Raw genomic sequence first — 24991 nt, 5'->3', positions numbered from 1 at the left:
TATTTCCATGTTGAAAGGCAACCTCGCCGGACTGATGAAGCAAGCGCAGCAAATGCAGGAAAACATGAAGAAGATGCAGGAGCAGCTTGCGCAGATCGAAGTCGAAGGGCAGTCGGGCGCCGGCCTCGTCAAGGTGACGATGACCTGCCGCAACGAAGTGCGTCGCGTGGCGATCGACCCGAGCCTGCTCGCGGACGACAAGGACATGCTCGAGGATCTGGTCGCGGCCGCGTTCAACGATGCCGTGCGCAAGGCCGAAGCGACGTCGCAGGAGAAGATGAGCGGCATGACGTCGGGCCTGCCGCTGCCCCCGGGCTTCAAGCTGCCGTTCTGAGCGCAGCGTCCGTGCAGCCCGTTCAGCCTTCAGCCGCCGTATGAAACAGCCGTCTGCCCTGTCCGCGCTCGTCGAGGCGCTGCGCGTATTGCCCGGTGTCGGGCCGAAATCCGCGCAGCGCATGGCGTACCACCTGATGCAGCACGATCGGGAGGGCGCGGAGCGGCTCGGCCGGTCGCTGCTGTTCGCGACCGAGCACCTGCAGCACTGCGAGAAGTGCAACACGTTCACGGAAGCGCAGATCTGCGAGGTGTGCAGCGACGAGGAGCGTGATCCGACGTTGCTGTGCGTCGTCGAGACGCCGGCCGACCAGATCATGCTCGAGCAGACGATGACGTACCGCGGGCTGTATTTCGTGCTGATGGGGCGGCTGAGCCCGCTCGACGGGATCGGCCCGAAGGAAATCCATTTCGACCGCCTCGTGCGGCGCGCGTCCGACGGCGTCGTCAAGGAGGTCGTGCTCGCGACCAACTTCACGAACGAGGGCGAAGCCACCGCGCACTATCTCGGCCAGACGCTGAAGGCGCGCGGGCTCGCGGTCACGCGCCTCGCGCGCGGCGTGCCGGTGGGCGGCGAGCTCGAATACGTCGACGCGGGCACCATCGCCCGCGCGATGCTCGACCGCCGCACGATGTAAGCCGGGCGCCGCCGGCCGGCGGCGCCGTTCCTCATGCCAGGGAGACACATGAGCACCAGCCAGGGCCCGCTCGCGGGCGTCAAAGTGCTCGAATTCGGGACGCTGATCGCGGGGCCGTTCGCGTCGCGCCTCTTTGCCGAATTCGGCGCGGAAGTGATCAAGATCGAGGATCCGAACGGCGGCGACCCGCTGCGCAAGTGGCGCAAGCTGCATCCGGAGCAGGGCGGCACGTCGCTGTGGTGGTCGGTCCAGGCGCGCAACAAGAAATCGGTCACCCTCAACCTGAAATCCGATGGCGGCAAGGCGATCGCGCGGCAACTCGCGCGCGAGGCCGACATCGTGATCGAAAACTTCCGCCCGGGCCTGCTCGAGAAGCTCGGGCTCGGCTACGACGTGCTGTCGGCCGACAACCCGGGCCTCGTGATGGTGCGCTTGTCCGGCTACGGGCAGACGGGCCCGTACCGCGACCGGCCCGGCTTCGGCGCGATCGCCGAATCGATGGGCGGATTGCGTCACATCACCGGCTATCCGGACCTGCCGCCGCCGCGCATCGGCATCTCGATCGGCGACTCGATCGCCGCGCTGCACGGCGTGATCGGCGCGCTGATGGCGCTCCACCATCGCAAGGTGAACGGCGGCGCGGGGCAGGTGGTCGACGTTGCACTGTATGAAGCGGTGTTCAACATGATGGAAAGCGTGGTGCCCGAGTACGGCGTGTACGGGATGGTGCGCGAGCGCACCGGCGCGTCGCTGCCGGGCATCGTGCCGTCGAATACCTACGCGTGCCGCGACGGCAGCATCGTGATCGGCGGCAACAGCGATCCGATCTTCAAGCGGCTGATGAAGGCGATCGAGCGCGACGACCTCGCCGACGATCCTGCACTCGCACGGAACGACGGCCGCGTGCCGCGCACGCAGGAGATCGACGACGCGATCGCAGCGTGGCTCGCGCCGCGCACGATCGACGACGCGCTGGCCGTGCTCAACGCGGCCGACGTGCCGGCCGGGCGCATCTATAGTGCCGCCGACATGTTCACCGATCCGCAGTTCGTCGCGCGCCAGATGATCCAGCATTTCAAACTGGCCGACGGCACCGACATTCCGCTGCCGAACATCACGCCGAAGCTGTCCGGCACGCCGGGCGAAACGCGCTGGCTCGGGCCCGAACTCGGCGAGCATACGGACGAGGTGCTGCGCGGCCTCGGCTACGACGCGCAGGCAATCGCCGCGCTGCGCGAGGCCGGCGCGATCTGAGCGCCACGAAACCTGGCGCTGTGCGCCGGGCTCCCCCCGAGGGGACTTCCTCCAAGGCGGAAAACTGCAGGCGGCCCGGTGTTTCCTCGAACGAGCGGAACGCCGCCGCGCAATGCGGCGGCGCACCGCACACGCGTCGTGCGCGGGGGGAGCCAGCCGCCGCCGGACTGTCGCTCTCGCGCCATCTTTCCTCGGTTACAATCGCCGGATGCGAATCCTACTCAGCAACGACGACGGCTATCTCGCCCCCGGTCTCGCCGCGCTCAGCGACGCGCTGCAGCCGCTGGCCGACCTCACGGTGATCGCGCCCGAGCAGAACTGCAGCGGCGCATCGAATTCCCTGACGCTGTCGCGGCCGCTGTCGGTGCAGCGTGCGACGAATACGGGTTTCTTCTACGTGAACGGTACGCCGACCGATTCGGTGCACGTCGCGTTGACGGGGATGGCCGACGAGCGGCCGGACCTCGTCGTGTCGGGGATCAACAACGGCCAGAACATGGGCGAAGACACGCTCTATTCAGGGACAGTTGCGGCCGCCACCGAAGGCATCATGTTCGGCGTGCCGGCCATCGCGTTCTCGCTGGCCGACAAGGGCTGGGCGCATCTGACGGACGCCGCGCGCGTCGCCGCGGAAATCGTCGAGCATTACCTCGCGCATCCGCTGCCCGGTCAGCCGCTGCTGAACGTCAATATTCCGAATCTGCCGTACGGCGAACTGAAAGGCTGGAAGGTCACGCGCCTCGGCAAGCGTCACCCGTCCCAGCCGGTGATTCGCCAGACCGACCCGCGCGGCGAGCCGGTCTACTGGATCGGTGCCGCGGGTGCGGCGCTGGACGCGAGCGAAGGCACCGATTTCCATGCCGTCGCAAACGGTTTCGTGTCGATCACGCCGCTGCAGCTCGATCTCACGCATACGCAAATGCTGCCTGCAACGCGCGAATGGGCGCGCGCAGGAGGGCGGGCTTCATGAGCGGCGAGCGCGCGAAGCGGTTCCCGCTCGCGCTCGAAGATCTCAAGCGAGCGCCACGCAAATCGGAGGGCCGGGCCGGCGAACGCCATGCGGCGATCGGTGTGCCGAAGGCCGTCGACAAGCCCGCCGCCGTGCCCAAGCCGGTGGCGGTGAAGACCGGCGCCGCCCGCGCGCTGCCCGGCACGGTCGCCACGAAGCCTGCGACCGCACCGAAGCCGACGGTGCTGAAGCCCGCGCTGCCGAAGCCGGCCGCGCCGAGCATCGCGCCGGCCGGCGCGTTCGCGCTGACGTCGGAACGCGTGCGCGAGCGCATGGTCGAACGCCTGCGTGCGAACGGCGTGACCGACGCGCGCGTGCTGGATGCGATGGCCGCGGTGCCGCGCCACATGTTCGTGGATCCGGGGCTCGCGACGCAGGCCTATGAGGATTCCGCGTTGCCGATCGGCCACCAGCAAACGATCTCAAAGCCGTCGGTCGTCGCGCGCATGATCGAGCTCGCGATGGCCGGCCGCACGCTCGATCGCGTCCTCGAGATCGGCACCGGTTGCGGCTACCAGGCCGCGGTGCTGAGTCACGTGGCACGCGACGTGTATTCGATTGAACGCATCAAGCCGCTCTATGAGCGCGCAAAGCTGAACCTGCGGCCGCTGCGCGTGCCGAACATCCGTCTGCATTACGGCGACGGGCGGGTCGGCCTGCCTTCCGCGGCTCCGTTCGACGCGATCGTGATCGCGGCGGCGGGGCTCGACGTGCCGCAGGCGCTGCTCGAGCAGCTCGCGATCGGCGGGCGGCTCGTCGCGCCGGTCGGCGCGCAGAGCGGGCAGCACCAGGTGCTCACGCTTGTCGAGCGCGTCGCGCAGACGCAATGGCGAGAGTCGCGGCTTGATCGCGTTTTCTTTGTCCCTTTAAAATCCGGAGTGATTTGAAACCGATGAGTATGTTGCGCGCGATGCAAAACAACCGAACCAGGGAACCGCTCACGTTCGCCCAGCGCGCGATCTGTGTGGCTGCGTTTTCCACGCTGCTGGCCGCCTGTGCGACGCGGCTCGACAACGCGCCCGTCGTCGACCGCTCCGGATCGCTCGGCACGACCGCTGCCGCGCAGCCGGCGGTGCCGCTCGGCCCGCCGCCGCCCGGCTTCTACCGTGTGAAACCGGGTGACACGCTGTACCGGATCGCACTCGAGAACGGGCAGAACTATCGCGACATCGCCGCGTGGAACAACCTGGCGAACGCGAACCAGATCGAAGTCGACCAACTGCTGCGTGTCGCGCCGCCGGGCGGCGCCGCGGTTGCCGGTTCGCCGGCTGCCGCGCCGATCGCCGGCGCCGCCGTCGCGACCGCACCGCTCAGCAGCGGCCCCGCGACGCCGGCCGCCGGCTCGTCGTCCGCGATCACGCCGCCGGCTGCCGCCGCATCGAGCGATACGGCTGCCGCGCCGAGCGGCCCCGTGACGTTTGCATGGCCCGTGCGCGGCCCGTTGCTGAACGGTTTCGACGACGCGAAGAACAAGGGCGTCAATATCGGCGGCACGTCCGGTGAAGCCGTGAAGGCGGCGGCAGACGGCCGTGTCGTCTACTCCGGCAATGGCCTGCGCGGCTACGGCAACCTCATTATCATCAAACACGATGCAACTTACCTCACGGCGTATGCACACAATCGCGCTTTGATGGTAAAAGAGGGGGACGCGGTAACGAAGGGGCAGAAGATCGCCGAGATGGGTAACAGCGATGCCGACCGCGTGATGCTGCATTTCGAGGTTCGCCGGCAGGGTAAACCTGTCGATCCGCTGAAGTATTTGCCGCCTCAATAACCGAGACGACCATGCCGAAATCGAAGCGCCACGAGCCGCAAGCCGAGTCTGAGAAGATCAGTCGTGCCACGCAAGCATCGGTGGAGCGAGCTGGCGCTTCGACGGACGACGAAGACGACGTCGCGGACAACGAACGTGACCTCGAGGCACGCGACGCCGAAGCGGACGGCGAAGAGGAGCGCGAAGGCCGGGCGGAAGCCGCGCCCGACGTCGACGATTTCCGCGCATTGCTGCAGGCCGAACTCACGGCCGACACGATCCAGCATTACCTGAACCGCATCAGCGTGAAGCCGCTCCTGACCGTCGAGGAGGAGCAGCGCTATTCCCGTCTTGCGAAGGCCGGCGAATTCGAGGCGCGGCAGGTGATGATCGAACGCAACCTGCGTCTCGTCGTCAGCATCGCGAAGGGTTACCTGAACCGCGGCGTGCCGCTGCTCGACCTGATCGAGGAAGGCAACCTCGGCCTGATGCACGCGATCGAGAAATTCGACCCGACGCGCGGTTTTCGCTTCTCGACCTATGCGACGTGGTGGATCCGCCAGAGCATCGAGCGGGCGATCATGAACCAGGCCCGCACCGTGCGCCTGCCCGTGCACGTGATCCGCGAACTGAACCAGGTGCTGCGCGCGAAGCGCCACCTCGAAAAGAATTCGATGTCGACGGGTGAGGCGGCCGAGCGCCGCGAAGCCAGCATCGACGACATCGCCTATCTCACCGGCAAGACCGCCGAGGAAGTCACCGACATCCTCGCGCTCAACGAGCACACCGCGTCGCTCGACGCGCCGCTCGACCTCGATCCCGCGAGCAGCCTGCTCGACCTGCTGCCCGACGACCAGAGCCAGTCGCCCGATGCCGAGGTGCAGCACCGCGAGCTCGAGACGCTCACGCGCGCGTGGCTGTCGCGGCTGTCCGACAAGCACCGGCACGTGATCGAGCGCCGCTTCGGCCTGAACCACATCGAACCGGCGACGCTCGAGGAGCTGGCCGACGAGATGGGGCTCACGCGCGAGCGCGTGCGGCAGATCCAGCAGGAAGCGCTGGTGCGCCTCAAGCGGTTCTTCGCCTCCAATGGCGTGCGCAAGGACGCCGTTCTGTAACCGATGACTCCGATTCTCGTTTTTGACATCGAGACCATTCCCGATGTCGACGGCATTCGCCGTCTGGAAGACCTGCCCGCGACGCTCGACGATGCCGCGGTGGCCGAGCATGCGTTCGCCGCGCGCCGCGAGAAGACCGGCAGCGATTTCCTGCCGCATCATCTGCAGCGCATCGCGGCGATTTCCTGCGTGTTCCGCGACAACAACGGTTTTCGCGTGCGCTCCCTGGGGACGCCCCAGGACAACGAGGCGACGCTGGTCCAGTCGTTCTACCGCGTGATCGAGAAATACACGCCGCAGCTCGTGTCGTGGAACGGTGGCGGCTTCGATCTGCCGGTGCTCCATTACCGTGCGCTCGTGCACGGGATCCCCGCGACGCGCTACTGGGATCTGGGCGAGGACGACCGCGACTTCAAGTGGAACAACTACATCTCGCGCTATCACTCGCGGCATACCGATCTGATGGACGTGCTCGCGATGTATCAGGCACGTGCGAATGCGCCGCTCGACGCGCTGGCGAAGCTGTGCGGCTTTCCGGGCAAGCTCGGGATGGACGGCAGTCAGGTGTGGCCGGCGTTCCAGGACGGGCGGATCGAGGAAATCCGCAACTACTGCGAGACCGACGTCGTCAACACGTATCTGCTCTATTGCCGGTTCCAGCTGATGCGCGGCGGCCTGACGCCGAGCGAATATGCGGACGAGATCCTGCTCGTGAAGAACGCGCTTGCGCAGGAGCCCGCGTCGCATTGGGCCGAATACCTGGCCGGTTTCGACGTGTGACGCGGGCGGCCCGCGTCGCGGCCGCAATCAATCTCGATCGAGTTCGAGCACGACCGGCTGATGATCCGACGCGCGCACGTCGCCGTCGATCTCGCAGCGCGTGACGCGCGGCAGCAGCGTATCGGTCACGAACACGAAATCGCACGCGAGCGGCCCCTCCGACCATTGCACCGTGTCGTAGACGCCGGCCGTCGGCGGCGGCGTGCGGCCCGGGTGCCGGGCGACCCACGCATCGATGAACGGCGGCGCGTCGGCGATCGGTTCGAGCAGGCGCCGGTAGGCATCGCTGTCGAACGCGCTGTTGAAGTCGCCGCAGACGATCGCATCGCGCGGCTGGCCGGTCGACGCGAACGGCCCCGCGGCATTCTCCGCCGGCGCGGGCCGGTCCGCGTGCGCGCAGGCCTCGCGGTGCCGGGCGCGCAACGCATCGACCTGCGCGAGTCGCTGGCGCGCCGAGTAGTATTCGAGGTGTGTCGTGACGACCCGCAGCGGGCCTGACGGCGTCGCCAGCTCGACATCCAGCGCGACGCGCGGCATCGACGGCGCGCCGGGGTCGGCCGGCCAGGGCAGCAGCTGGCGCAGCACGCGCCCGACCGGCAGCCGCGTCGCGATCGCATTGCCGAACTGGCGGCGCGGCGCGCCGGGTTCGAGCGCCGGCAGGTCGGCGCCGATCGCGTCGACGATCGTATAGCCGGGCAGCAACGCCGCCAGCTCGGCGAACTGGTCGGGGCCCGGCTGGCCGGGCAGGGCGCCGAAGCCGCGCGTGACTTCCTGCAGGCACAGCACGTCGAAGTCGCCGAGCCGGCGGGCGGCGGCGATGGTGCGCGGGAGGTCGACGACGCCGTCCGCGTCCCGACCCCATTGAATGTTCCAGTCGATCAGTCGCATGGTCGAGTCTCCTGCGAGCAGAATGTGTATGGCCGGTTGGCTGGCGAGGTGTCGCGCATGCGGGCCGGCGGCGGGCGGCCGGCTCGCATGCCGGCAGGCCGTTCGTGCATCACGTGGCGCGATCGATGCGTCAGCGTCGACGCTTGCGCCACGAAAGCGGGCGATGCGGGCTTTCGTCGTCTACAATCTCGCCTTCTTCAACGTTTTGTCAGGAAAAGCTGGTGTCCGAAGCCGTCCCCACTTCTGCGCGCAAATCGAAAAACGCGCCCGTCGCGCCCGGGCCTGCCCCGGTTCTCGAGATCGAATCGCTCGACATGGAAGCGCGCGGTGTCGGCCGCACGGCGACCGAGGACGGCACGCCGGGCAAGGTCATCTTTGTCGAGGGCGCGCTGCCCGGCGAGCGCGTGACCTATTCGAGCTACCGTCGCAAGCCGAGCTACGAGCAGGCGACCGTTGTCGACATTCTGCGCCCGAGCGTGCTGCGCACGCAGCCGAAATGCAAGTTCTTCGGCACCTGCGGCGGTTGCTCGATGCAGCACCTCGACATGCGCGCGCAAGTGGCGATCAAGCAGCGCGTGCTCGAGGACAACCTGTGGCACCTGTCGAAGCTGCGCGCCGAGACGATGTTCGCGCCGATCCATGGCCCGTCATGGGGCTACCGTTATCGCGCGCGCCTGACCGTGCGCAACGTCGCGAAGAAGGGCGGCGTGCTGGTCGGGTTCCACGAAAAGAAGAGCAGCTATGTCGCCGACATGACGAGCTGCGAAGTGCTGCCGCCGCACGTGTCGGCGATGCTCGTGCCGTTGCGCCGGCTGGTCGAGGGGCTGTCGATCCGTGACCGGATGCCGCAGATCGAACTCGCGGTCGGTTCGCAAGTCACGGCGCTGGTGCTGCGCGTGCTGGAGCCGATCAATGCGGACGACGAAGCGCTGCTCCGCGCGTTCGCGGACGAGCACAAGGTGCAGTTCTGGCTGCAGCCGAAGGGTCCGGACACGGTGACGCCGTTCTATCCGCTCGACGTGCCGCTCGACTACACGCTGCCGGAGTTCGGCATCCGCATGCCGTTCAAGCCGACCGACTTCACGCAGGTCAACCATCAGATCAACCGTGTGCTGGTCGGCCGCGCGCTGCGCCTGCTCGCGCCGTCGCGCGATGATCGCGTGCTCGACCTGTTCTGCGGGATCGGCAACTTCACGCTGCCGCTCGCGCGGCTGTCGCGCGAGGTGATGGGCATCGAAGGCAGCGAAACGCTGACGACGCGCGCGCTGGCGAATGCGCGCGAGAACGGCGTCGACGGCCACACGACGTTCGCGTGCCGGAACCTGTTCGAAGTGACGGGCGACGACATCCGCGCGCTCGGCGCATTCGACAAGTTCCTGATCGACCCGCCGCGCGAAGGCGCGCTCGCGGTGTCGAAGGCGCTGGCCGAAATCGCGCAGAGCGGCGAAGGCCCGCTGCCGAAGCGCATCGTCTACGTGTCGTGCAACCCGTCGACGCTCGCGCGCGATGCAGGCCTGCTCGTGCACGAGGCCGGCTACCGCCTGAAGGGCGCCGGGGTCGTGAACATGTTCCCGAATACGTCGCACGTCGAATCGATCGCGCTGTTCGAGCGCGACTGAGCGGGCGGACGGCGGACGTAAAAAAACCGGCCCGCGGGCCGGTTTTTTTATGGGGTGCGGCGAACGTCAGTTGCGGTTGCCGCCGAAGATGCCGAGCAGCGCGAGCAGGTTCGTGAACACGTTGTACAGGTCGAGGTAGATCGCGAGCGTGGCCGAGATGTAGTTCGTCTCGCCGCCGTTCACGACGCGCTGGACGTCGAACAGCATGTAGGCCGAGAAGATCGCGATCGCGAGCACCGACACCGTGAGCATCAGCGCCGGCAGTTGCAGGAAGATGTTCGCGACCGAGGCCAGCAGGATCACGATCACGCCCATGAACAGCCACTTGCCGAGCCCCGAGAAGTCACGCTTGCTGACGGTGGCGATCGTCGCCATCGCGGCGAAGATGATGCCGGTGCCGCCGAACGCGAGCATGATCAGCGACGGGCCGTTCGAGAAGCCCAGGATGAAGCTCAGCAGGCGCGACAGCATCAGGCCCATGAAGAACGTGAAGCCGAGCAGCACGAACACGCCGGCCGCGCTGTTTTTCGTCCGCTCGATCGCGAACATGAAGCCGAACGCGATCGCGAAGAAGGCAAGCAGGCTCATCATCGGGCTCGTGGCCGCGAACAGCGAGAAGCCCGTCGCGACGCCGACCCAGGCGCCCAACACGGTCGGCACCATCGATAGCGCGAGCAGCCAGTACGTGTTCCGCAGCACGCGGTTGCGAACTTCGGCGGTGCTGACGGAACCGCCGCGGCCGAAATTGTACGGATAGTCGTTCATGGTTTCTCCTAACATTGAACGCGTGGGCGTCCGGGGCCGGTTCGGCGCGCGCGGTGTGCGGCGCAGCAAACCGGAGCAGCTATGGCTAAGATACGTTCCGCGCCGCGAGGTTTCAATGGCCGGGCGGCGCAAAAACATATGGATTCGGAACCTTTCACTCGTGTAAGGGTTCAATCGCAATGATACACGGGATCGTGCTACAATAGCGGATTCATTTGAACCTGTAACTTCTTAATTTCTTGGAGTTTTTATGGCAATCGAGCGCACCCTGTCGATCATCAAGCCGGATGCGGTGGCAAAGAACGTGATCGGCCAGATCTACAGCCGTTTCGAAGGCGCCGGCCTGAAGATCGTCGCATCGCGCATGGCACACCTGTCGCGTGCGGACGCAGAGAAGTTCTACGCAGTTCACGCAGCACGTCCGTTCTTCAAGGACCTCGTCGATTTCATGATCTCGGGCCCGGTGATGATCCAGGTTCTGGAAGGTGAAGGCGCGATCCTGAAGAACCGCGACCTGATGGGCGCGACGGATCCGAAGAAGGCGGAACAGGGCACGATCCGCGCCGACTTCGCCGACAGCATCGACGCGAACGCCGTGCACGGCTCGGACGCTGCCGAAACGGCCGCGGTCGAAGTCGCGTTCTTCTTCCCGGAAATGAACGTTTACTCGCGCTAAGCCCTGGCTGGCAACAAGTAGGCAGGATTCAGCGCACGCGGCAAGGCAGCACATCATGACGAGCGAAACTTCCGTCAATCTTCTCGACTTCGATGCCGAGGGTCTTGTCGCGTACTGCGGCAGCCTCGGCGAGAAGCCGTTCCGCGCCAAGCAATTGCAGCGCTGGATCCACCAGTACAACGCCGGCGATTTCGACGGCATGACCGATCTCGCGAAGTCCCTGAGAGAAAAGCTCAAGGGCCGCGCGTCGATCGTGATGCCCGATATCGTCAGCGATCACGTTTCCACCGACGGCACGCGCAAGTGGCTGATCGACGTCGGAAACGGCAATGCGGTCGAAACCGTGTTCATCCCGGAAGAGACGCGCGGCACGCTGTGCGTGTCGTCGCAGGCCGGGTGTGCGGTCAACTGCCGCTTCTGCTCGACGGGCAAGCAGGGTTTCTCCCGCAACCTGTCGACAGCCGAAATCATCGGCCAACTCCGGATGGCCGAATTTGCACTGCGTGCGTCGCTCGGTCGCGCGCCCGGTCCGAACGGCAAGGCCGAACGGGTCGTCACCAACGTGGTGATGATGGGCATGGGCGAGCCGCTGCTGAACTACAGCGCGGTCGTGCCCGCGATGCGGCTGATGCTCGACGACAACGCGTACGGCCTGTCGCGCCGCCGCGTCACGCTGTCGACGTCCGGCGTGGTGCCGATGATGGACCGCCTCGGCGCCGAATTGCCGGTCGCGCTCGCCGTTTCGCTGCACGCGCCGAACGATGCGCTGCGCGACGAACTGGTGCCGCTCAACAAGAAGCATCCGCTTCGCGAGTTGATGGCCGCGTGCCAGCGCTATCTGAAAGTCGCACCGCGCGACTTCATTACTTTCGAATACTGCATGCTCGACGGCGTCAACGACACCGAAGCGCATGCGCGCGAATTGCTGGCCGTCACGCGCGACGTGCCTTGCAAGTTCAATCTGATCCCGTTCAATCCGTTTCCGGAATCGGGCCTCATCCGCTCGAAGCCGGAGCAGATCAAGCGTTTTGCACAGGTCCTCATCGACGCGGGTGTCGTCACGACCGTGCGCAAGACGCGCGGCGACGACATCGACGCCGCGTGCGGCCAACTGGCCGGCGCCGTGAAGGATCGCACGCGCCTGGCGGAGCGAACGGGCGCAGCAGCAAAAATCATCGAAGTTCGGGCGGTTTGACGGGGACGCCCAGTCGGGGCGGCCTGGCCGCGGATGCCCGAATTTTTTGGCGGTACAACACGCGAATAGCGATCGGTCGCGGCGCCTCGGCGCCGCGCATGGTATGGACAGTTGCGGGTGCCGACCGGCAAGAGCCGGCGACGCCCCAGTGAAGAAGAATCGACGCGAGGACAAGGATGAGTGAGCCGCAGCCGACAAACGGCGCAGAGACGAATGCCGCGAAGCCGGCACCGGCGGGACTGGAAACGCTGGTGGCCGTCGGCGGCCGGCTGGCGCAGCTCCGGGAAGCGAAGGGCTGGACGGTCGACGACGTGTCGGCGCGGCTCAAGGTCGCCCCGCAGAAGCTGCGGGCGCTCGAGGCAGGCGACATCAGCCATTTGCCTGGCGTGACGTTCGCGCTCGGCGTCGTGCGCAGCTACGCAAAGATGCTCGGCGTCGATCCGGAGCCGTTTGCGCAGGCGTTGCGCCGCGAACGCGGCGTCCCGGAAGTCGATCTGTCGATGCCGGCGTCGTCGGGGACGGATCTGCCGCGCGGCCGCGTATCGATTCCGCTCGGCGGCTCGTCGCGCCATCATCCGTGGCTGTGGGGGACGGCGATCGTCGTCGTCGCGGTGATCGCGGTGCTCATGTGGCACACTGGCGGCGATTCGTCGAGCTGGCTTGCACGTATCAAGGGCGGCGACGCGGAGCATGCGTCGGCGGCCAGCGCGCCGGCGGCTTCTTCCGTCGAGGAAGCGGCCGCGGGCGGCGCGTCGACGGCAGCCGGCAACGACGCCCCGGCGCAGGTTGCGGCATCCGCCGTGGCGCCGCAGGCCGTTGCGTCGGCTGTGCCGGCGCCTGCCCCGATCGCTGCAGCGCCTGCGTCGCAACCCGTCGTCGCAACCGCGGCGGCGAGCGGTGCGGCCGCGCCGGCCCAGCCGGCGAGCGTCGTGGTGGCGGCAGGCCAGTCGATGGTCGAACTGAAGGTCAAGCAGGATTGCTGGTTCAGCGTGCGCGACAAGAACGGCAAGGAGCTGTTCTCGGCGCTGGTGCGGGCCGGCGAGACGAAGCAGGTCGCCGGCGACGGGCCGTTCAAGGTTACGATCGGCAACAAGGCAGGCCTTGATTCCGTCGCGTTCGACGGAAAACCGGTCGATCCGGCAAAATATTCGGCAGCGCGGGGTAACGTGGCGCGGTTCACGTTGCCCTGACGTCAAGCGCCGTGGCGAAGGCCTGTCCTGGGCAGGCCGCGAGGGCACGGCGCTTTTTCAATTCATGCGCCGCCTCGCGGCGCATTCCGCGTAAATGGATCTATCGATGCAATCCGAAGCTCAATCCCCACGCAGCAGTCAGATTTGTTCAACCGAGCCGGTGTTCGGCGGGCATCAGCCGCGTCGCGTGTCGCATGCGGTGGATGTTCGTTGGGGCGGGCAGCTCGTCACGATCGGCGGCGATGCGCCGGTGCGCGTGCAGTCGATGACGAATACCGACACGGCCGACGCGATCGGCACGGCGATCCAGATCAAGGAACTTGCGAACGCAGGCTCCGAGCTGGTGCGTATCACCGTCAACACGCCGGAGGCCGCGGCCGCCGTGCCGGCGATCCGCGAGCAACTCGACCGGATGGGCGTGACCGTCCCGCTCGTCGGCGATTTCCACTACAACGGCCACCTGCTGCTGCGCGACTATCCGGGCTGCGCGGAGTCGCTGTCGAAGTACCGGATCAACCCGGGCAACGTCGGTCAGGGCGCGAAGCGTGACACGCAGTTCGCGCTGATGATCGAAGCGGCCGCCAAGTACGACAAGGCGGTGCGGATCGGCGTGAACTGGGGCAGCCTCGACCAGGACCTGCTCGCGCGCATGATGGACGAGAACGGCGCACGTTCGCAGCCGTGGGATGCGCAGAGCGTGATGTACGAAGCGCTGATCCAGTCGGCGATCGGGTCGGCCGAGCGCGCGGTCGAGCTGGGCCTCGGCCGCGACCGCATCGTGCTGTCGTGCAAGGTCAGCGGCGTGCAGGACCTGATCGCCGTGTACCGTGAACTCGGCCGCCGCTGCGGCTTCGCGCTGCACCTCGGCCTGACCGAGGCCGGCATGGGCTCGAAGGGCATCGTCGCGTCGACGGCCGCGCTCGGCGTGCTGCTGCAGGAGGGGATCGGCGACACGATCCGTATTTCGCTGACGCCGGAACCGGGCGCGTCGCGCACCGGCGAGGTGATCGTCGGCCAGGAAATCCTGCAGACGATGGGCCTGCGCTCGTTCGCGCCGATGGTGATCGCGTGCCCGGGCTGCGGCCGCACGACGAGCACGCTGTTCCAGGAACTCGCGATGCAGATCCAGACCTACCTGCGCGAGCAGATGCCGGTCTGGCGCAAGGCGTATCCGGGCGTCGAGAAGATGAACGTCGCGGTGATGGGCTGCATCGTCAACGGCCCGGGCGAGTCGAAGCACGCGAACATCGGCATCAGCCTGCCGGGCTCGGGCGAGAACCCGGCCGCACCCGTCTTCATCGACGGCGAGAAGGTCAAGACGCTGCGCGGCGAGCGGATCGCCGAGGAATTCCAGCAGATCGTCAGCGACTACGTCGCACGCAATTACGGCCGCACCGAGGCCCTGAACTAAATTCGTCCAAACACACGAACGATGACTGAACAGAAACGCAAGATCGAGAAGCTCAGCGGCGTCAAGGGCATGAACGACATCCTCCCGCAGGATGCCGGCCTGTGGGAGTTCTTCGAAGCTACCGTGAAATCGCTGCTGCGCGCGTACGGCTACCAGAACATCCGCACGCCGATCGTCGAACACACGCAGCTTTTCACGCGCGGCATCGGCGAAGTCACGGACATCGTCGAGAAGGAGATGTACAGCTTCACCGATGCGCTGAACGGCGAGAACCTGACGATGCGCCCGGAAAACACCGCGGCCGTCGTGCGCGCGTCGATCGAGCACAACATGCTGTACGACGGCCCGAAGCGCCTGTGGTACATCGGCCCGATGTTCCGTCACGAGCGTCCGCAGCGCGGCCGCTACCGCCAGTTCCACCAGGTCGGCGTCGAGGCGCTCGGCTTCGCGGGCCCGGATGCGGATGCCGAGATCATCATGATGTGCCAGCGCCTGTGGGACGACCTCGGTCTGACCGGCATCAAGCTCGAGATCAACTCGCTCGGCCTCGCCGAAGAGCGTGCCGCGCACCGCGTCGAGCTGATCAAGTACCTGGAGCAGTTCGCCGACGTACTGGACGAGGACGCGAAGCGCCGCCTGTATACGAATCCGCTGCGCGTGCTCGACACGAAGAACCCCGCGCTGCAGGAAATCGCGCAAAACGCGCCGAAGCTGATCGACTTCCTCGGCGACGAATCGCGTGCGCACTTCGAAGGGCTGCAGCGCCTGCTGCTCGCGAACAACATTCCGTTCAAGATCAACCCGCGTCTCGTGCGTGGTCTCGACTACTACAACCTGACCGTGTTCGAGTGGGTGACCGACAAGCTCGGCGCGCAGGGCACGGTCGCGGCCGGCGGCCGCTACGATCCGCTGATCGAGCAGCTCGGTGGCAAGCCGACCGCCGCATGCGGCTGGGCGATGGGTATCGAGCGCATTCTCGAACTGCTGAAGGAAGACGATCTCGCGCCCGAGCAGGAAGGTGTCGACGTGTACGTGGTGCACCAGGGCGAGACGGCGCGCGAACAGGCGTTCATCGCGGCCGAGCGTCTGCGCGATACGGGTCTCGATGTGATTTTCCACTGCAGCGCCGACGGCGGGCCGGCAAGCTTCAAGTCGCAGATGAAGCGTGCCGACGCAAGCGGCGCCGCGTTCGCGGTGATCTTCGGCGAAGAAGAGGTCGCGAACGGCACGGTGGGCGTGAAAGCGCTGCGCGGTGCGGGCGAGGAAGGGGAAAAGAACGTTCAGCAGACCGTACCGGTCGAAAGCTTGACCGAATTCCTAATCAATGCGATGGTTGCATCCGCCGAAGACGGCGACGACTGATCGCGCTGGCATTCGCTCGACAAGAAAAGCCTGAAAAGGAAGGAATCGCTCGCCGATGAGTTATCACGACGAACAAGAATCGATTGAAAGTCTGAAGGCGTGGTGGGCCCGCTGGGGCAACCTCACCACGTGGATCGTGCTCGCGGCGCTGGTCGTCGCGGCCGGTTTCAACGGCTGGAATTACTGGCAGCGCCGTCAGGCCGCCGAGGCTTCCGGGTTGTACGAGCAGGTCCAGAAGGCCGCCGCCGCGAACGACAAGGCGACGATGGCCCGTGCGGCCGCCGACATGGAAGACAAGTTCGGCAGCACGCCGTACGCGCAGATGACCGCACTGTCGGCCGCGAAAACGCTGTACGCGGCCGGCGACGCCGCCGGCGCGAAGGCGCAGCTGCAATGGGCCGTCGATCACGCCAAGGACGACGAGTACAAGCAGATCGCGAGGCTGCGTCTCGCGTCGCTGCTGCTCGACGAGAAGGCGTACGACGCGGGCCTCGCGCTGCTGTCCGGCACGCCGCTCGACGCATTCAAGGGCCTCGTGGCCGATCGCCGCGGCGACCTGCTCGCCGCGCAAGGCAAGACCGACGACGCACGCGCCGCGTACAAGCTCGCGCTCGACGGCCTGTCGCAGGACGACCAGTCCGCGCGCCAGCTCGTGCAGTTCAAGCTTGACGCTCTCGGCGGCTGATCCCGGTCCCCTCAACCTCTTAACTCTGCTTCGCTAACCGATGAATTTGCTGAAACGTTACGCTGTGCCCGTAGCCTGCGCGGCGGCTGTCCTGGCATTGGCGGCCTGCTCGTCGTCGAAGGACGCGCGCCGCGTGCCGACGCCGCTCACCGAGTTCAAGCCCGTCATGGACGTGCAACAGGTCTGGAAGGCGGGCGTCGGCAAGGGCGGGCGCTACCTGTTCTCGCCGGTGGCCGTGGGCGACGCCGTCTACGCGGCGGGCGAGAACGGTTCGGTCGAGAAGATCGACGCGAAGACGGGCCAGACGCTGTGGCGCGCGAAGGTCGGTTCGGATCTGTCGGCCGGGGTCGGCAGCGACGGCAACCTGACCGCGGTCGGCGCGCTGAAGGGCGGCGTGTTCGTGCTCGGTCCCGACGGCAAGCAGCTGTGGAAGACGAGCGTGCAGGGCGAGATCTTCTCGCCGCCGCTGGTCGGCAACGGCCTCGTGATCGTGCGCACGATCGACGGCCAGGTGATCGCGTTCAACGCGCAGACGGGCGAGCAGAAGTGGAACTACCGCAACCGCGCGGTGCCGCTGAACCTGCGCGTGTCGGCCGGCATGACGTTCGCGGGCGATGCGGCCGTGCTGGCGGGCTTCCCCGGCGGCGGTCTCGTCGCGATCAACCTGCAGACGGGCGAGCCGTTCTGGCAGACGCCCGTGTCGTTCCCGAAGGGCGTGACCGAAGTGGAGCGCATCAACGACGTCAGCGGTCCGCCGACGCTCGTGGGTGCCCAAGCGTGCGCGGTCACGTTCCAGGGTCAGCTCGGCTGCTTCGACGCGAACTCGGGTCGTCCGCTGTGGGAAAAGGCGTTCTCGAGCCGCAGCGGTCTCGCGCAGGACGATTCGGTCGTCGCCGGCGGCGACGACTGGTCGGTCGTGACGGCCTACGACGCGGCGAGCGGCAACCAGCTCTGGCGCAACGACAAGCTGAAGAGCCGTGACGTCGGCGTGCCGTACCTGCTCGGGCACGCGGTCGTGATGGGCGATTACAAGGGCTTCGTGCACTTCCTGTCGCGCGAGGACGGCAGCTTCATCGCCCGGATGAAGACCGACGGCAGCGCGATTACGGCGGCGCCGGTCCTCGCGGGCAACACGCTCGTCGTGCAGACGAAGGACGGCGGCCTGTACGGATTCCGTCCGCGCTGACGCGCAGGAAACATGCGCGGCCGCGGCGCGGCGGGCTTGTCCCGCGCGCCGCGGCCGCGCGACTTGAAGGCGGCCGGCGCTCCCGGCCGCTCGGTATTTGAAAGGCAGTTCGCAACGAAAGACGACGGCGCGCAACGCGCGCCCGGCGCGCGCATCCGGCGCGGCGCGAATTCGTGATATTTTCATTCAGCGCAGCCGCCCGCAGCAGCGGGCCTCCCGCTGCTGCGCATCACCGTAGAAAACACAGATGAAACCGGTCATTGCCCTCGTTGGGCGCCCCAATGTGGGGAAATCCACGCTGTTCAACCGGCTCACGCGCTCGCGCGATGCGCTGGTCGCCGACCTGCCGGGCCTGACGCGCGATCGCCATTACGGCGAAGGGCGCGTCGGCGAGCGTCCGTACCTGGTCGTCGATACGGGCGGCTTCGAGCCCGTCGCGAAGGACGGCATCCTGCACGAGATGGCACGCCAGACACGGCAGGCCGTCGAGGAAGCCGACGTCGTCGTGTTCATCGTCGACGGCCGTAACGGGCTCGCGCCACAGGACAAGTCGATCGCCGACTACCTGCGCAAGACCGGCCGGCCGATCTTCCTGGTCGTCAACAAGGCCGAGGGGATGAAATACACGGCGGTCGCGACGGACTTCTACGAGCTCGGGCTCGGCGATCCGCGCGCGATCTCGGCCGCGCACGGCGACGGCGTGACCGACATGATCAACGAGGCGCTGGAAGTCGCGTACGCGGGCCAGCCCGAGGAAGCGGACGAGGACGATCCGTCGCGCGGCATCAAGATCGCGATCGTCGGCCGGCCGAACGTCGGCAAGTCGACGCTCGTGAACGCGCTGATCGGCGAGGACCGCGTGATCGCGTTCGACATGCCGGGCACCACGCGCGACTCGATCTATGTCGACTTCGAGCGTAACGGCAAGAAATACACGCTGATCGATACCGCGGGCCTGCGGCGTCGCGGCAAGGTGTTCGAGGCGATCGAGAAGTTCTCGGTCGTGAAGACGCTGCAGTCGATCTCCGACGCGAACGTCGTCATTCTTCTGCTGGATGCGCAGCAGGATATTTCCGACCAGGACGCGCACATCGCCGGCTTTGTCGTCGAACAGGGCCGCGCGCTCGTGATCGGCGTCAACAAGTGGGACGGTCTCGACGATCATGCACGCGATCGCGCGAAAGCGGATTTGACCCGCAAGCTGAAATTCCTCGACTTCGCGAAATCGCACTACATTTCGGCCGCGAAGAAGACGGGCATCGGCGCGCTGATGCGCTCGGTCGACGACGCGTACACGGCGGCGATGGCGAAACTGCCGACGCCGAAGCTCACGCGCGCGCTGATCGAGGCCGTCGAGTTCCAGCAGCCGCGCCGTCGCGGCCCGGTGCGTCCGAAGCTGCGCTACGCGCACCAGGGCGGCCAGAATCCGCCGCTGATCGTCATCCACGGCAACGCGCTCGACGCGGTGACCGAGACGTACAAGCGCTACCTCGAAAACCGATTCCGCGAAACTTTCTCCCTGACCGGGACTCCATTGCGCATAGAGTTCCGTTCGTCGAACAATCCGTACGCGGACAAGGGCTGAAGCATGCCTGCCACGCACGTCCGGCAAGGGGTAGGCCGCATGGCCTGCTGCCGGGCGGGGCAGGCAAAATCAGCTATAGTGTAGCGATTGGCGCCGGATCTCTTTTTCTTCGTCGCCAATCCAGATCAACCTGCAAAAAAAGATGGAGTACGCCATGAGCAACAAAGGGCAATTGTTACAAGACCCGTTTTTGAACGCACTGCGCAAAGAGCACGTTCCCGTTTCGATCTATCTCGTCAACGGCATCAAGCTCCAAGGGAACATCGAATCGTTCGACCAGTACGTCGTGTTGCTCCGTAATACGGTGACCCAGATGGTCTACAAGCACGCCATCTCGACGGTCGTGCCGGCCCGCCCGGTGAATTTCCACCCGGACGCGGAAGCCTCGTCCTAACCTATCGCAGCGGCCGGCATCCGGTCGCCGCGAGCGACCGATGCCAGCCGCCTTATCTTGACATCCGATAATTTGATCAACGCAGCGCTCGTCGGCATCGACTTCGGCAAGACCGATTTCGAAGCCAGTCTGGAAGAACTCAGTCTTCTCGCCTCCAGTGCGGGGGCCCGTCCCGCCGTCACCCTCACCGGTCGTCGCGCCAGTCCCGATGCCAAGATGTTCATCGGCAGCGGCAAAGCCGAAGAACTGCGGCTTGCCTGCGACGCACACGACGTCGAAATCGTCATCTTCAACCACGCACTGGCACCGGCCCAGCAACGCAATCTGGAGCAAGCGCTTAACAGGCGGGTGGTCGATCGCACGAGCCTCATCCTCGACATCTTTGCGCAGCGCGCCCGCAGCCATGAAGGCAAGCTGCAGGTCGAGCTTGCGCAGCTGCAATACCTGTCGACCCGCCTGATTCGCGCGTGGACCCACCTGGAGCGGCAAAAGGGTGGTATCGGCCTGCGCGGCCCTGGCGAAACCCAGCTCGAAACCGACCGCCGGCTGATCGGCGAGCGCATCAAGATGCTGAAGTCGCGGCTCGACCGGCTGCGCCGGCAGCACAGCACGCAGCGTCGCCAGCGCGCGCGCAGCGGCACGATGTCGGTGTCGCTCGTCGGCTATACGAACGCGGGCAAGTCGACGCTGTTCAACGCGCTGACGAAAGCGCAGGCCTATGCGGCCGACCAGCTGTTCGCGACGCTCGATACGACGTCGCGGCGCGTGTACCTCGGCGACGAGGCCGGCCAGATCGTCGTGTCCGATACGGTCGGGTTCATCCGCGAACTGCCTCACCAGCTGGTTGCCGCGTTTCGCGCGACCCTCGAGGAAACGATTCATGCGGATCTGCTGCTGCACGTGGTCGACGCGTCGAGCGCGGTGCGGCTCGAACAGATCGAGCAGGTGAACGGTGTGCTGCACGAGATCGGCGCGGACACGATCCGGCAGGTGCTGGTCTTCAACAAGATCGACGCCGTGCCGGAGCTGGCGGCCCGCGGCGATGCGGTCGAGCGGGACGAGTATGGTAATATTTCGCGCGTCTTTTTGAGCGCGCGCACCGGTCAGGGTCTTGACGCGTTGCGTGCCGCCATCGCCGAGATCGCCTCCGCGGAACATCTTTCCGGCGCGACGTTACCCAACGGCGCGCTCGACGGCGCACCCGCTGAACCACGCGAAGACCACACGATTTCCGAACACGGGCGCTAACCGGTCCCGGCCGGTTCGCCGGCGTCTAATCTGGTGAACAAACTCTGGTGAACGAATACAACGAGCGGAGTACCTGGCGGCGGATGCGCGCCTTGCTGTCGATCAACGATCCCCGCTGGGGACGCGGCGAAGGCAAGGGCAACGACGGATCCCGTCCGCGTGCGAATGAATCGAAGCGTCCGCCCGGTGGCGACGGTGACGGTCCGCCCGATCTCGACGAGATGTGGCGCAACTTCAACCGGCGTCTGAGCGGCCTGTTCGGCGGCAAGGGCGGCAACGGCTTCCGGCCCGACAACGGCCGGGCCGCGCGCGTCGGCGTCGGCATCGTGATCGGCGTGCTGGTCGCGGTCTACGCGGGCAGCGGGTTGTTCGTCGTGCAGGACGGCCAGACGGGCGTCGTGCTGCAGTTCGGCAAGCTGTCCGGCACGGTCGGGCAGGGTGTGCACTGGCGTGCGCCCTATCCGTTCGCGTCGCACGAGATCGTCGACACGTCGCAGGTCCGTTCGATCGAGATCGGCCGCAACAACGTCGTGCGTCTCGCGAACGTGAAGGAAGCGGCGATGCTGACGCGCGATGCCGACATCGTCGACGTGCGTTTCGTCGTCCAGTACCGGATTCGTTCGGCGACCGATTACCTGTTCCGCAGCGTCGATCCCGAGCGCAGCGTGTCGCAGGCCGCCCAGGCCGCGGTGCGTGCGATCGTCGGCACGCGCAGCGCGGCCGACATGCTGAACCAGGACCGCGACGCGCTGCGCGGGCAGTTGTCCGCCGCGATCCAGCGCGATCTCGACCGTTACCAGTCGGGGCTCGAGGTCACGGCCGTGACGATGCAGAGCGTCGCCGCGCCCGAGCAGACGCAGGCCGCGTACGCCGAAGTCGCGAAGGCGCGCGACGACCGCGAGGCCACCAAGCGTGCCGCGCAGGCCTATGCGAACAACCTGCTGCCGAAGGCGCAGGGCGATGCCGCGAAACTCGTCGACGAAGCGAAGGCGTATGCCGATCGCGTGGTCACGGAGGCCGAGGGCGACGCCGACCGGTTCAAGCAGGTCTATGCGCAGTATTCGAAGGCGCCCGCGGTGATCCGCGAGCGGATGTACCTCGAGACGATGCAGGAAATCTATTCGAACGCGACGAAGGTGTTCGTCGGCAACAAGGGCGGCAACAGCGTCGTGTACCTGCCGCTCGACAAGCTCGTCGAGCAGGGGCGACAAGGCGCCGTGAATGGCACGAATGCCGCGACGCCCGCCGGCGCATCCGCGTCCGACGCGGCGTCGGCCCCTGTCGCAGCCGCGGCGAGTGCACCGGCGAGCGCGGCTTCGGCCGCGGCGGCGCCCGCACCGGGCAGCGACGTGCTGCGGTCGCGCGAAGCGTTCCGCAGCCGCTCGCGCGAAGACGATACGAAGTAACGGGGAGCGCAGAACATGAACCGAATCATTGCGCTCGTCGTCGCAATCGTGATCGTTGCCTTCGCGGCATCGTCGACCGTCCTGACCGTCGATCCGCGCCATACGGCCGTGCTGTCGGGCCGCGACGGCGCACAGCCCGAACTCGCGGGCCCCGGTATCCATTTCAAGTTGCCGCCGCCGCTCCAGACGGCGACGCTGATCGACACGCGCCTGCAATCGCTGGAAGCGCCGGATCCGCTGCAACTGGCGACCGAAGACAAGCACGACCTGCTCGTCGCGTATGCGGTCAAGTACCGTATCAGCGATCCGATGAAGTACTTCACGGCAACGAGCGGCGACCCGGCGGCCGCTGCCGAGCGTCTGGCCGGCGCGCTGAAGAGCGCGCTCGGCGAGGCGTTCGGCAAGCGCGCGCTGGACGACGCGCTCGGCGGGCAGCGCGACATAGCCGATGCGGCGCGCGATGCGGCCCGTGCGAAGGCATCCAGCTTCGGCGTCGACGTGGTCGATGTGCAGTTGACGCGCGTCGACCTGCCGGCTGCGCAGACGGACGCCGTTTATCAGCGGATGATTGCCGCGCTGCGCGACCAGGCCGCACAGGTGCGCGCGGATGGCGCCGCCGATGTCGAGCAGATCAAGGCCGATGCGGAACGCGAACAGCAGGCGGTGCTCGCGAATGCGTACAAGTCCGCGCAGACGATCAAGGGCGAGGGCGACGCGAAGGCCGCGTCGATCGCCGCCGACGCGTTCGGCCGCGATCCTCAGTTCTACCAGTTCTACGCGAGCCTGCAGGCTTACCGGAATACCTTCAAGCGCAACGACATCATCGTCGTCGATCCCGACAGCGAGTTTTTCCGTTTCATGCGCAGCCCGACGGGCGGTGCCGCACCGGCGGCACCCGCTCCCCGCAAACACTGACCTTGGGGCGCCGCGTCGAGCGGCGCCGTCGCTCGCATGGATCTGGCTGGCTCGTTGTTGCTTGCAGTAGCACTGATGCTGATCATCGAGGGGGCGTTCCCCTTCGTGTTTCCCGTCGCCTGGCGCGACACGTTTCGTAGAATAGCGGAGCGGCCGCCGCATCATATCCGGATCGGCGGGCTCATCGTGATGGCGCTCGGGCTCGTCCTGCTGCTGCTCGCGACCTGATCAGGACGGCACACCCGCCGTTCGTTCCGCCCGATTCCGATTTCCGATTCATCTCGCGGCGCGCGCGTCGCGCCCTGTTTCCCGTCGTAGGACCGTACCGATGTCGACCTGGTTACTTCCCGAGAATATCGCCGACGTACTGCCGTCGGAAGCGCGCAAGATCGAGGAGCTGCGCCGCAGGCTGCTCGACCGCTTCCGTTCGTACGGCTACGAAATGGTGATGCCGCCGCTGCTCGAATATCTCGAGTCGCTGCTGACGAGCGGCGGCACCGATCTGCGCCTGCGCACCTTCAAGCTGGTCGACCAGCTGTCGGGCCGCACGCTCGGCCTGCGCGCGGACATCACGCCGCAGGTCGCACGGATCGACGCGCACCTGCTGAACCGCCAGGGCGTCACGCGCCTCTGCTATGCGGGCCATGTGATGCACACGCGTCCGCGCGGCCTGCACGCGACGCGCGAACAGATCCAGATCGGCGCCGAAATCTACGGGCACGCCGGGCTGGAAGCCGACCTCGAGATCCAGCAGCTGATGCTCGACGCGCTGCACCTCGCGGGGCTGTCGCGAATCCGTCTGGACCTGTGCCACGCGGGCGTGCTCGCGGCGCTGCTCGCGCGCGACGCGCAGGCCGCCGAGCGCGGCGAGGCGCTGTACGACGCGCTGTCGGGCAAGGACGTGCCGCTGCTGAACGAACTCACCGACGATCTCGGCGCCGACACGCGCGCGGCGCTGCGTGCGCTGCCGCATCTGTACGGCGACGCGAGCGTGCTCGACGAGGCGCGCGCACGCCTGCCGGTGCTGCCCGAGATCACGCGCGCGCTCGACGATCTCGCGCAGCTCGCGTCTCAGGCGAAGGGCGTCGAGGTGGCGATCGATCTCGCCGACCTGCGCGGCTATGCGTACCACAGCGGCGCGATGTTCACGGCGTACATCGACGGCGTGCCGAACGCGATCGCGCGCGGCGGCCGTTACGACCACGTAGGCCAGGCCTACGGTCGCGCCCGCCCGGCGACGGGCTTCTCGCTCGACCTGCGCGAGCTCGCGCGGATTTCGCCGATCGAGGCGCGCGGCGCCGCGATTCTCGCACCGTGGGCGCAGGACGACGCGCTGAGCGCGGCCGTTGCGGCGCTGCGCGATGCGGGCGAGGTCGTGATCCAGGCATTGCCGGGGCACGACCACGTGCTCGACGAATTCGCCTGCGACCGTTCGCTCGTCGAGCGTAACGGCGCATGGGTGGTCGAACCCCGATAAACAGGCGTTCGCGGGCCGTCGTTCGGCGTGCATATCGTTGAAGCGAAACGGAAAAATTCGGAATCGCCCGCGAACCTAGGTAGAATACGTTTTTAACCAGCTAA

At 66.8% G+C, this 24991-nt stretch carries 25 protein-coding genes; 23 read left to right on the top strand and 2 right to left on the bottom strand.

Features of this window, described 5'->3' with window-relative positions; genetic code table 11:
• Positions 1-7: 7 nt before the first annotated feature.
• The 8 genes from DIE21_RS15870 (at position 8) to DIE21_RS15835 (ending at position 6885) form a co-directional block, all read left to right on the top strand.
• Positions 8-334 carry a YbaB/EbfC family nucleoid-associated protein gene (locus DIE21_RS15870; protein ID WP_006755698.1) on the top strand — a complete coding sequence of 109 codons (327 nt, stop codon included), beginning with the start codon at positions 8-10 and terminating at the stop codon, positions 332-334.
• Between the two features lie 40 nt (positions 335-374).
• On the top strand, positions 375-971 hold the full coding sequence (recR, locus tag DIE21_RS15865) for a recombination mediator RecR (protein WP_044847271.1): 597 nt from the start codon (positions 375-377) through the stop codon (positions 969-971).
• Positions 972-1019: 48 nt separating this feature from the next.
• Positions 1020-2225 (top strand): CaiB/BaiF CoA-transferase family protein, encoded by a 1206-nt coding sequence (locus DIE21_RS15860; RefSeq protein ID WP_124498591.1) that lies wholly within the window; start codon positions 1020-1022, stop codon positions 2223-2225.
• A gap of 208 nt (positions 2226-2433) precedes the next feature.
• Positions 2434-3195 (top strand): 5'/3'-nucleotidase SurE, encoded by a 762-nt coding sequence (surE, locus tag DIE21_RS15855; protein WP_124498590.1) that lies wholly within the window; start codon positions 2434-2436, stop codon positions 3193-3195.
• Positions 3192-4121: a protein-L-isoaspartate(D-aspartate) O-methyltransferase gene (locus DIE21_RS15850; RefSeq protein ID WP_124498589.1), complete on the top strand. Its 930-nt coding sequence runs from the start codon at positions 3192-3194 to the stop codon at positions 4119-4121. The genes surE and DIE21_RS15850 overlap by 4 nt, the downstream gene beginning before the upstream one ends.
• A 5-nt stretch (positions 4122-4126) precedes the next feature.
• The gene (locus DIE21_RS15845; RefSeq protein WP_124498588.1) at positions 4127-5008 is read left to right on the top strand and encodes a peptidoglycan DD-metalloendopeptidase family protein; all 882 of its coding nucleotides are present in this window, start codon (positions 4127-4129) and stop codon (positions 5006-5008) included.
• An 11-nt stretch (positions 5009-5019) separates the two neighbouring features.
• Positions 5020-6105, top strand: a complete 1086-nt coding sequence (gene rpoS, locus DIE21_RS15840) for an RNA polymerase sigma factor RpoS (protein WP_124498587.1) — start codon at positions 5020-5022, stop codon at positions 6103-6105.
• Positions 6106-6108: 3 nt separating this feature from the next.
• Positions 6109-6885, top strand: a complete 777-nt coding sequence (locus DIE21_RS15835; RefSeq protein WP_059449876.1) for a 3'-5' exonuclease — start codon at positions 6109-6111, stop codon at positions 6883-6885.
• 27 nt (positions 6886-6912) lie between these two features.
• On the opposite strand, the gene DIE21_RS15830 is transcribed toward DIE21_RS15835, so the two are convergent.
• On the bottom strand, positions 6913-7773 hold the full coding sequence (locus DIE21_RS15830) for an endonuclease/exonuclease/phosphatase family protein (RefSeq protein ID WP_124498586.1): 861 nt from the start codon (positions 7771-7773) through the stop codon (positions 6913-6915).
• A 221-nt stretch (positions 7774-7994) separates the two neighbouring features.
• Between DIE21_RS15830 and rlmD the strand changes: the two genes are divergently transcribed.
• Complete coding sequence (rlmD, locus tag DIE21_RS15825; protein ID WP_124498585.1) at positions 7995-9392, top strand: 23S rRNA (uracil(1939)-C(5))-methyltransferase RlmD; 1398 nt, start codon at positions 7995-7997, stop codon at positions 9390-9392.
• Between the two features lie 66 nt (positions 9393-9458).
• Here rlmD and DIE21_RS15820 read toward each other — a convergent pair whose 3' ends face one another.
• Entirely contained in the window at positions 9459-10157 is a 699-nt protein-coding gene (locus DIE21_RS15820) for a Bax inhibitor-1/YccA family protein (RefSeq protein ID WP_006761414.1), read from the bottom strand.
• A 250-nt stretch (positions 10158-10407) separates the two neighbouring features.
• Here DIE21_RS15820 and ndk point away from each other — a divergent pair, with 250 nt between their 5' ends.
• The 14 genes from ndk to DIE21_RS15745 all read left to right on the top strand — a co-directional run bounded on the left by ndk (position 10408) and on the right by DIE21_RS15745 (position 24887).
• Positions 10408-10833, top strand: a complete 426-nt coding sequence (gene ndk, locus DIE21_RS15815; RefSeq protein WP_047900843.1) for a nucleoside-diphosphate kinase — start codon at positions 10408-10410, stop codon at positions 10831-10833.
• A 55-nt stretch (positions 10834-10888) separates the two neighbouring features.
• Complete coding sequence (rlmN, locus tag DIE21_RS15810) at positions 10889-12028, top strand: 23S rRNA (adenine(2503)-C(2))-methyltransferase RlmN (protein ID WP_014896906.1); 1140 nt, start codon at positions 10889-10891, stop codon at positions 12026-12028.
• 176 nt (positions 12029-12204) lie between these two features.
• Positions 12205-13218: a helix-turn-helix domain-containing protein gene (locus DIE21_RS15805; RefSeq protein ID WP_124498584.1), complete on the top strand. Its 1014-nt coding sequence runs from the start codon at positions 12205-12207 to the stop codon at positions 13216-13218.
• A gap of 106 nt (positions 13219-13324) precedes the next feature.
• Positions 13325-14629 carry a flavodoxin-dependent (E)-4-hydroxy-3-methylbut-2-enyl-diphosphate synthase gene (gene ispG / locus DIE21_RS15800; RefSeq protein WP_124498583.1) on the top strand — a complete coding sequence of 435 codons (1305 nt, stop codon included), beginning with the start codon at positions 13325-13327 and terminating at the stop codon, positions 14627-14629.
• A gap of 21 nt (positions 14630-14650) precedes the next feature.
• On the top strand, positions 14651-15991 hold the full coding sequence (hisS, locus tag DIE21_RS15795; RefSeq protein WP_124498582.1) for a histidine--tRNA ligase: 1341 nt from the start codon (positions 14651-14653) through the stop codon (positions 15989-15991).
• A gap of 55 nt (positions 15992-16046) precedes the next feature.
• Positions 16047-16676, top strand: coding sequence for a tetratricopeptide repeat protein (locus DIE21_RS15790; RefSeq protein ID WP_124498581.1), 630 nt, complete (start codon positions 16047-16049; stop codon positions 16674-16676).
• A gap of 40 nt (positions 16677-16716) precedes the next feature.
• Entirely contained in the window at positions 16717-17862 is a 1146-nt protein-coding gene (bamB, locus tag DIE21_RS15785; RefSeq protein ID WP_124498580.1) for an outer membrane protein assembly factor BamB, read from the top strand.
• Positions 17863-18109: 247 nt separating this feature from the next.
• On the top strand, positions 18110-19447 hold the full coding sequence (der, locus tag DIE21_RS15775) for a ribosome biogenesis GTPase Der (protein ID WP_124498579.1): 1338 nt from the start codon (positions 18110-18112) through the stop codon (positions 19445-19447).
• Positions 19448-19601: 154 nt separating this feature from the next.
• Positions 19602-19841, top strand: a complete 240-nt coding sequence (gene hfq, locus DIE21_RS15770) for an RNA chaperone Hfq (RefSeq protein ID WP_006399927.1) — start codon at positions 19602-19604, stop codon at positions 19839-19841.
• Positions 19842-19913: 72 nt separating this feature from the next.
• Complete coding sequence (gene hflX / locus DIE21_RS15765; protein ID WP_185642788.1) at positions 19914-21089, top strand: GTPase HflX; 1176 nt, start codon at positions 19914-19916, stop codon at positions 21087-21089.
• Between the two features lie 47 nt (positions 21090-21136).
• On the top strand, positions 21137-22495 hold the full coding sequence (gene hflK, locus DIE21_RS15760) for an FtsH protease activity modulator HflK (RefSeq protein ID WP_124498577.1): 1359 nt from the start codon (positions 21137-21139) through the stop codon (positions 22493-22495).
• 15 nt (positions 22496-22510) lie between these two features.
• Complete coding sequence (gene hflC, locus DIE21_RS15755) at positions 22511-23410, top strand: protease modulator HflC (RefSeq protein WP_124498576.1); 900 nt, start codon at positions 22511-22513, stop codon at positions 23408-23410.
• Positions 23411-23446: 36 nt separating this feature from the next.
• Positions 23447-23638 (top strand): DUF2065 domain-containing protein, encoded by a 192-nt coding sequence (locus tag DIE21_RS15750; protein ID WP_009687995.1) that lies wholly within the window; start codon positions 23447-23449, stop codon positions 23636-23638.
• A 100-nt stretch (positions 23639-23738) separates the two neighbouring features.
• Positions 23739-24887 carry an ATP phosphoribosyltransferase regulatory subunit gene (locus DIE21_RS15745; RefSeq protein ID WP_124498575.1) on the top strand — a complete coding sequence of 383 codons (1149 nt, stop codon included), beginning with the start codon at positions 23739-23741 and terminating at the stop codon, positions 24885-24887.
• Positions 24888-24991 lie beyond the last annotated feature (104 nt).

Origin of the sequence: Burkholderia sp. Bp9140, assembly GCF_003853425.1 — a bacterium.
Taxonomy (GTDB): domain Bacteria; phylum Pseudomonadota; class Gammaproteobacteria; order Burkholderiales; family Burkholderiaceae; genus Burkholderia.
The sequence above is the reverse complement of the archived record's forward strand: the minus strand, read 5'-3'. Positions and strand labels throughout refer to the sequence as shown.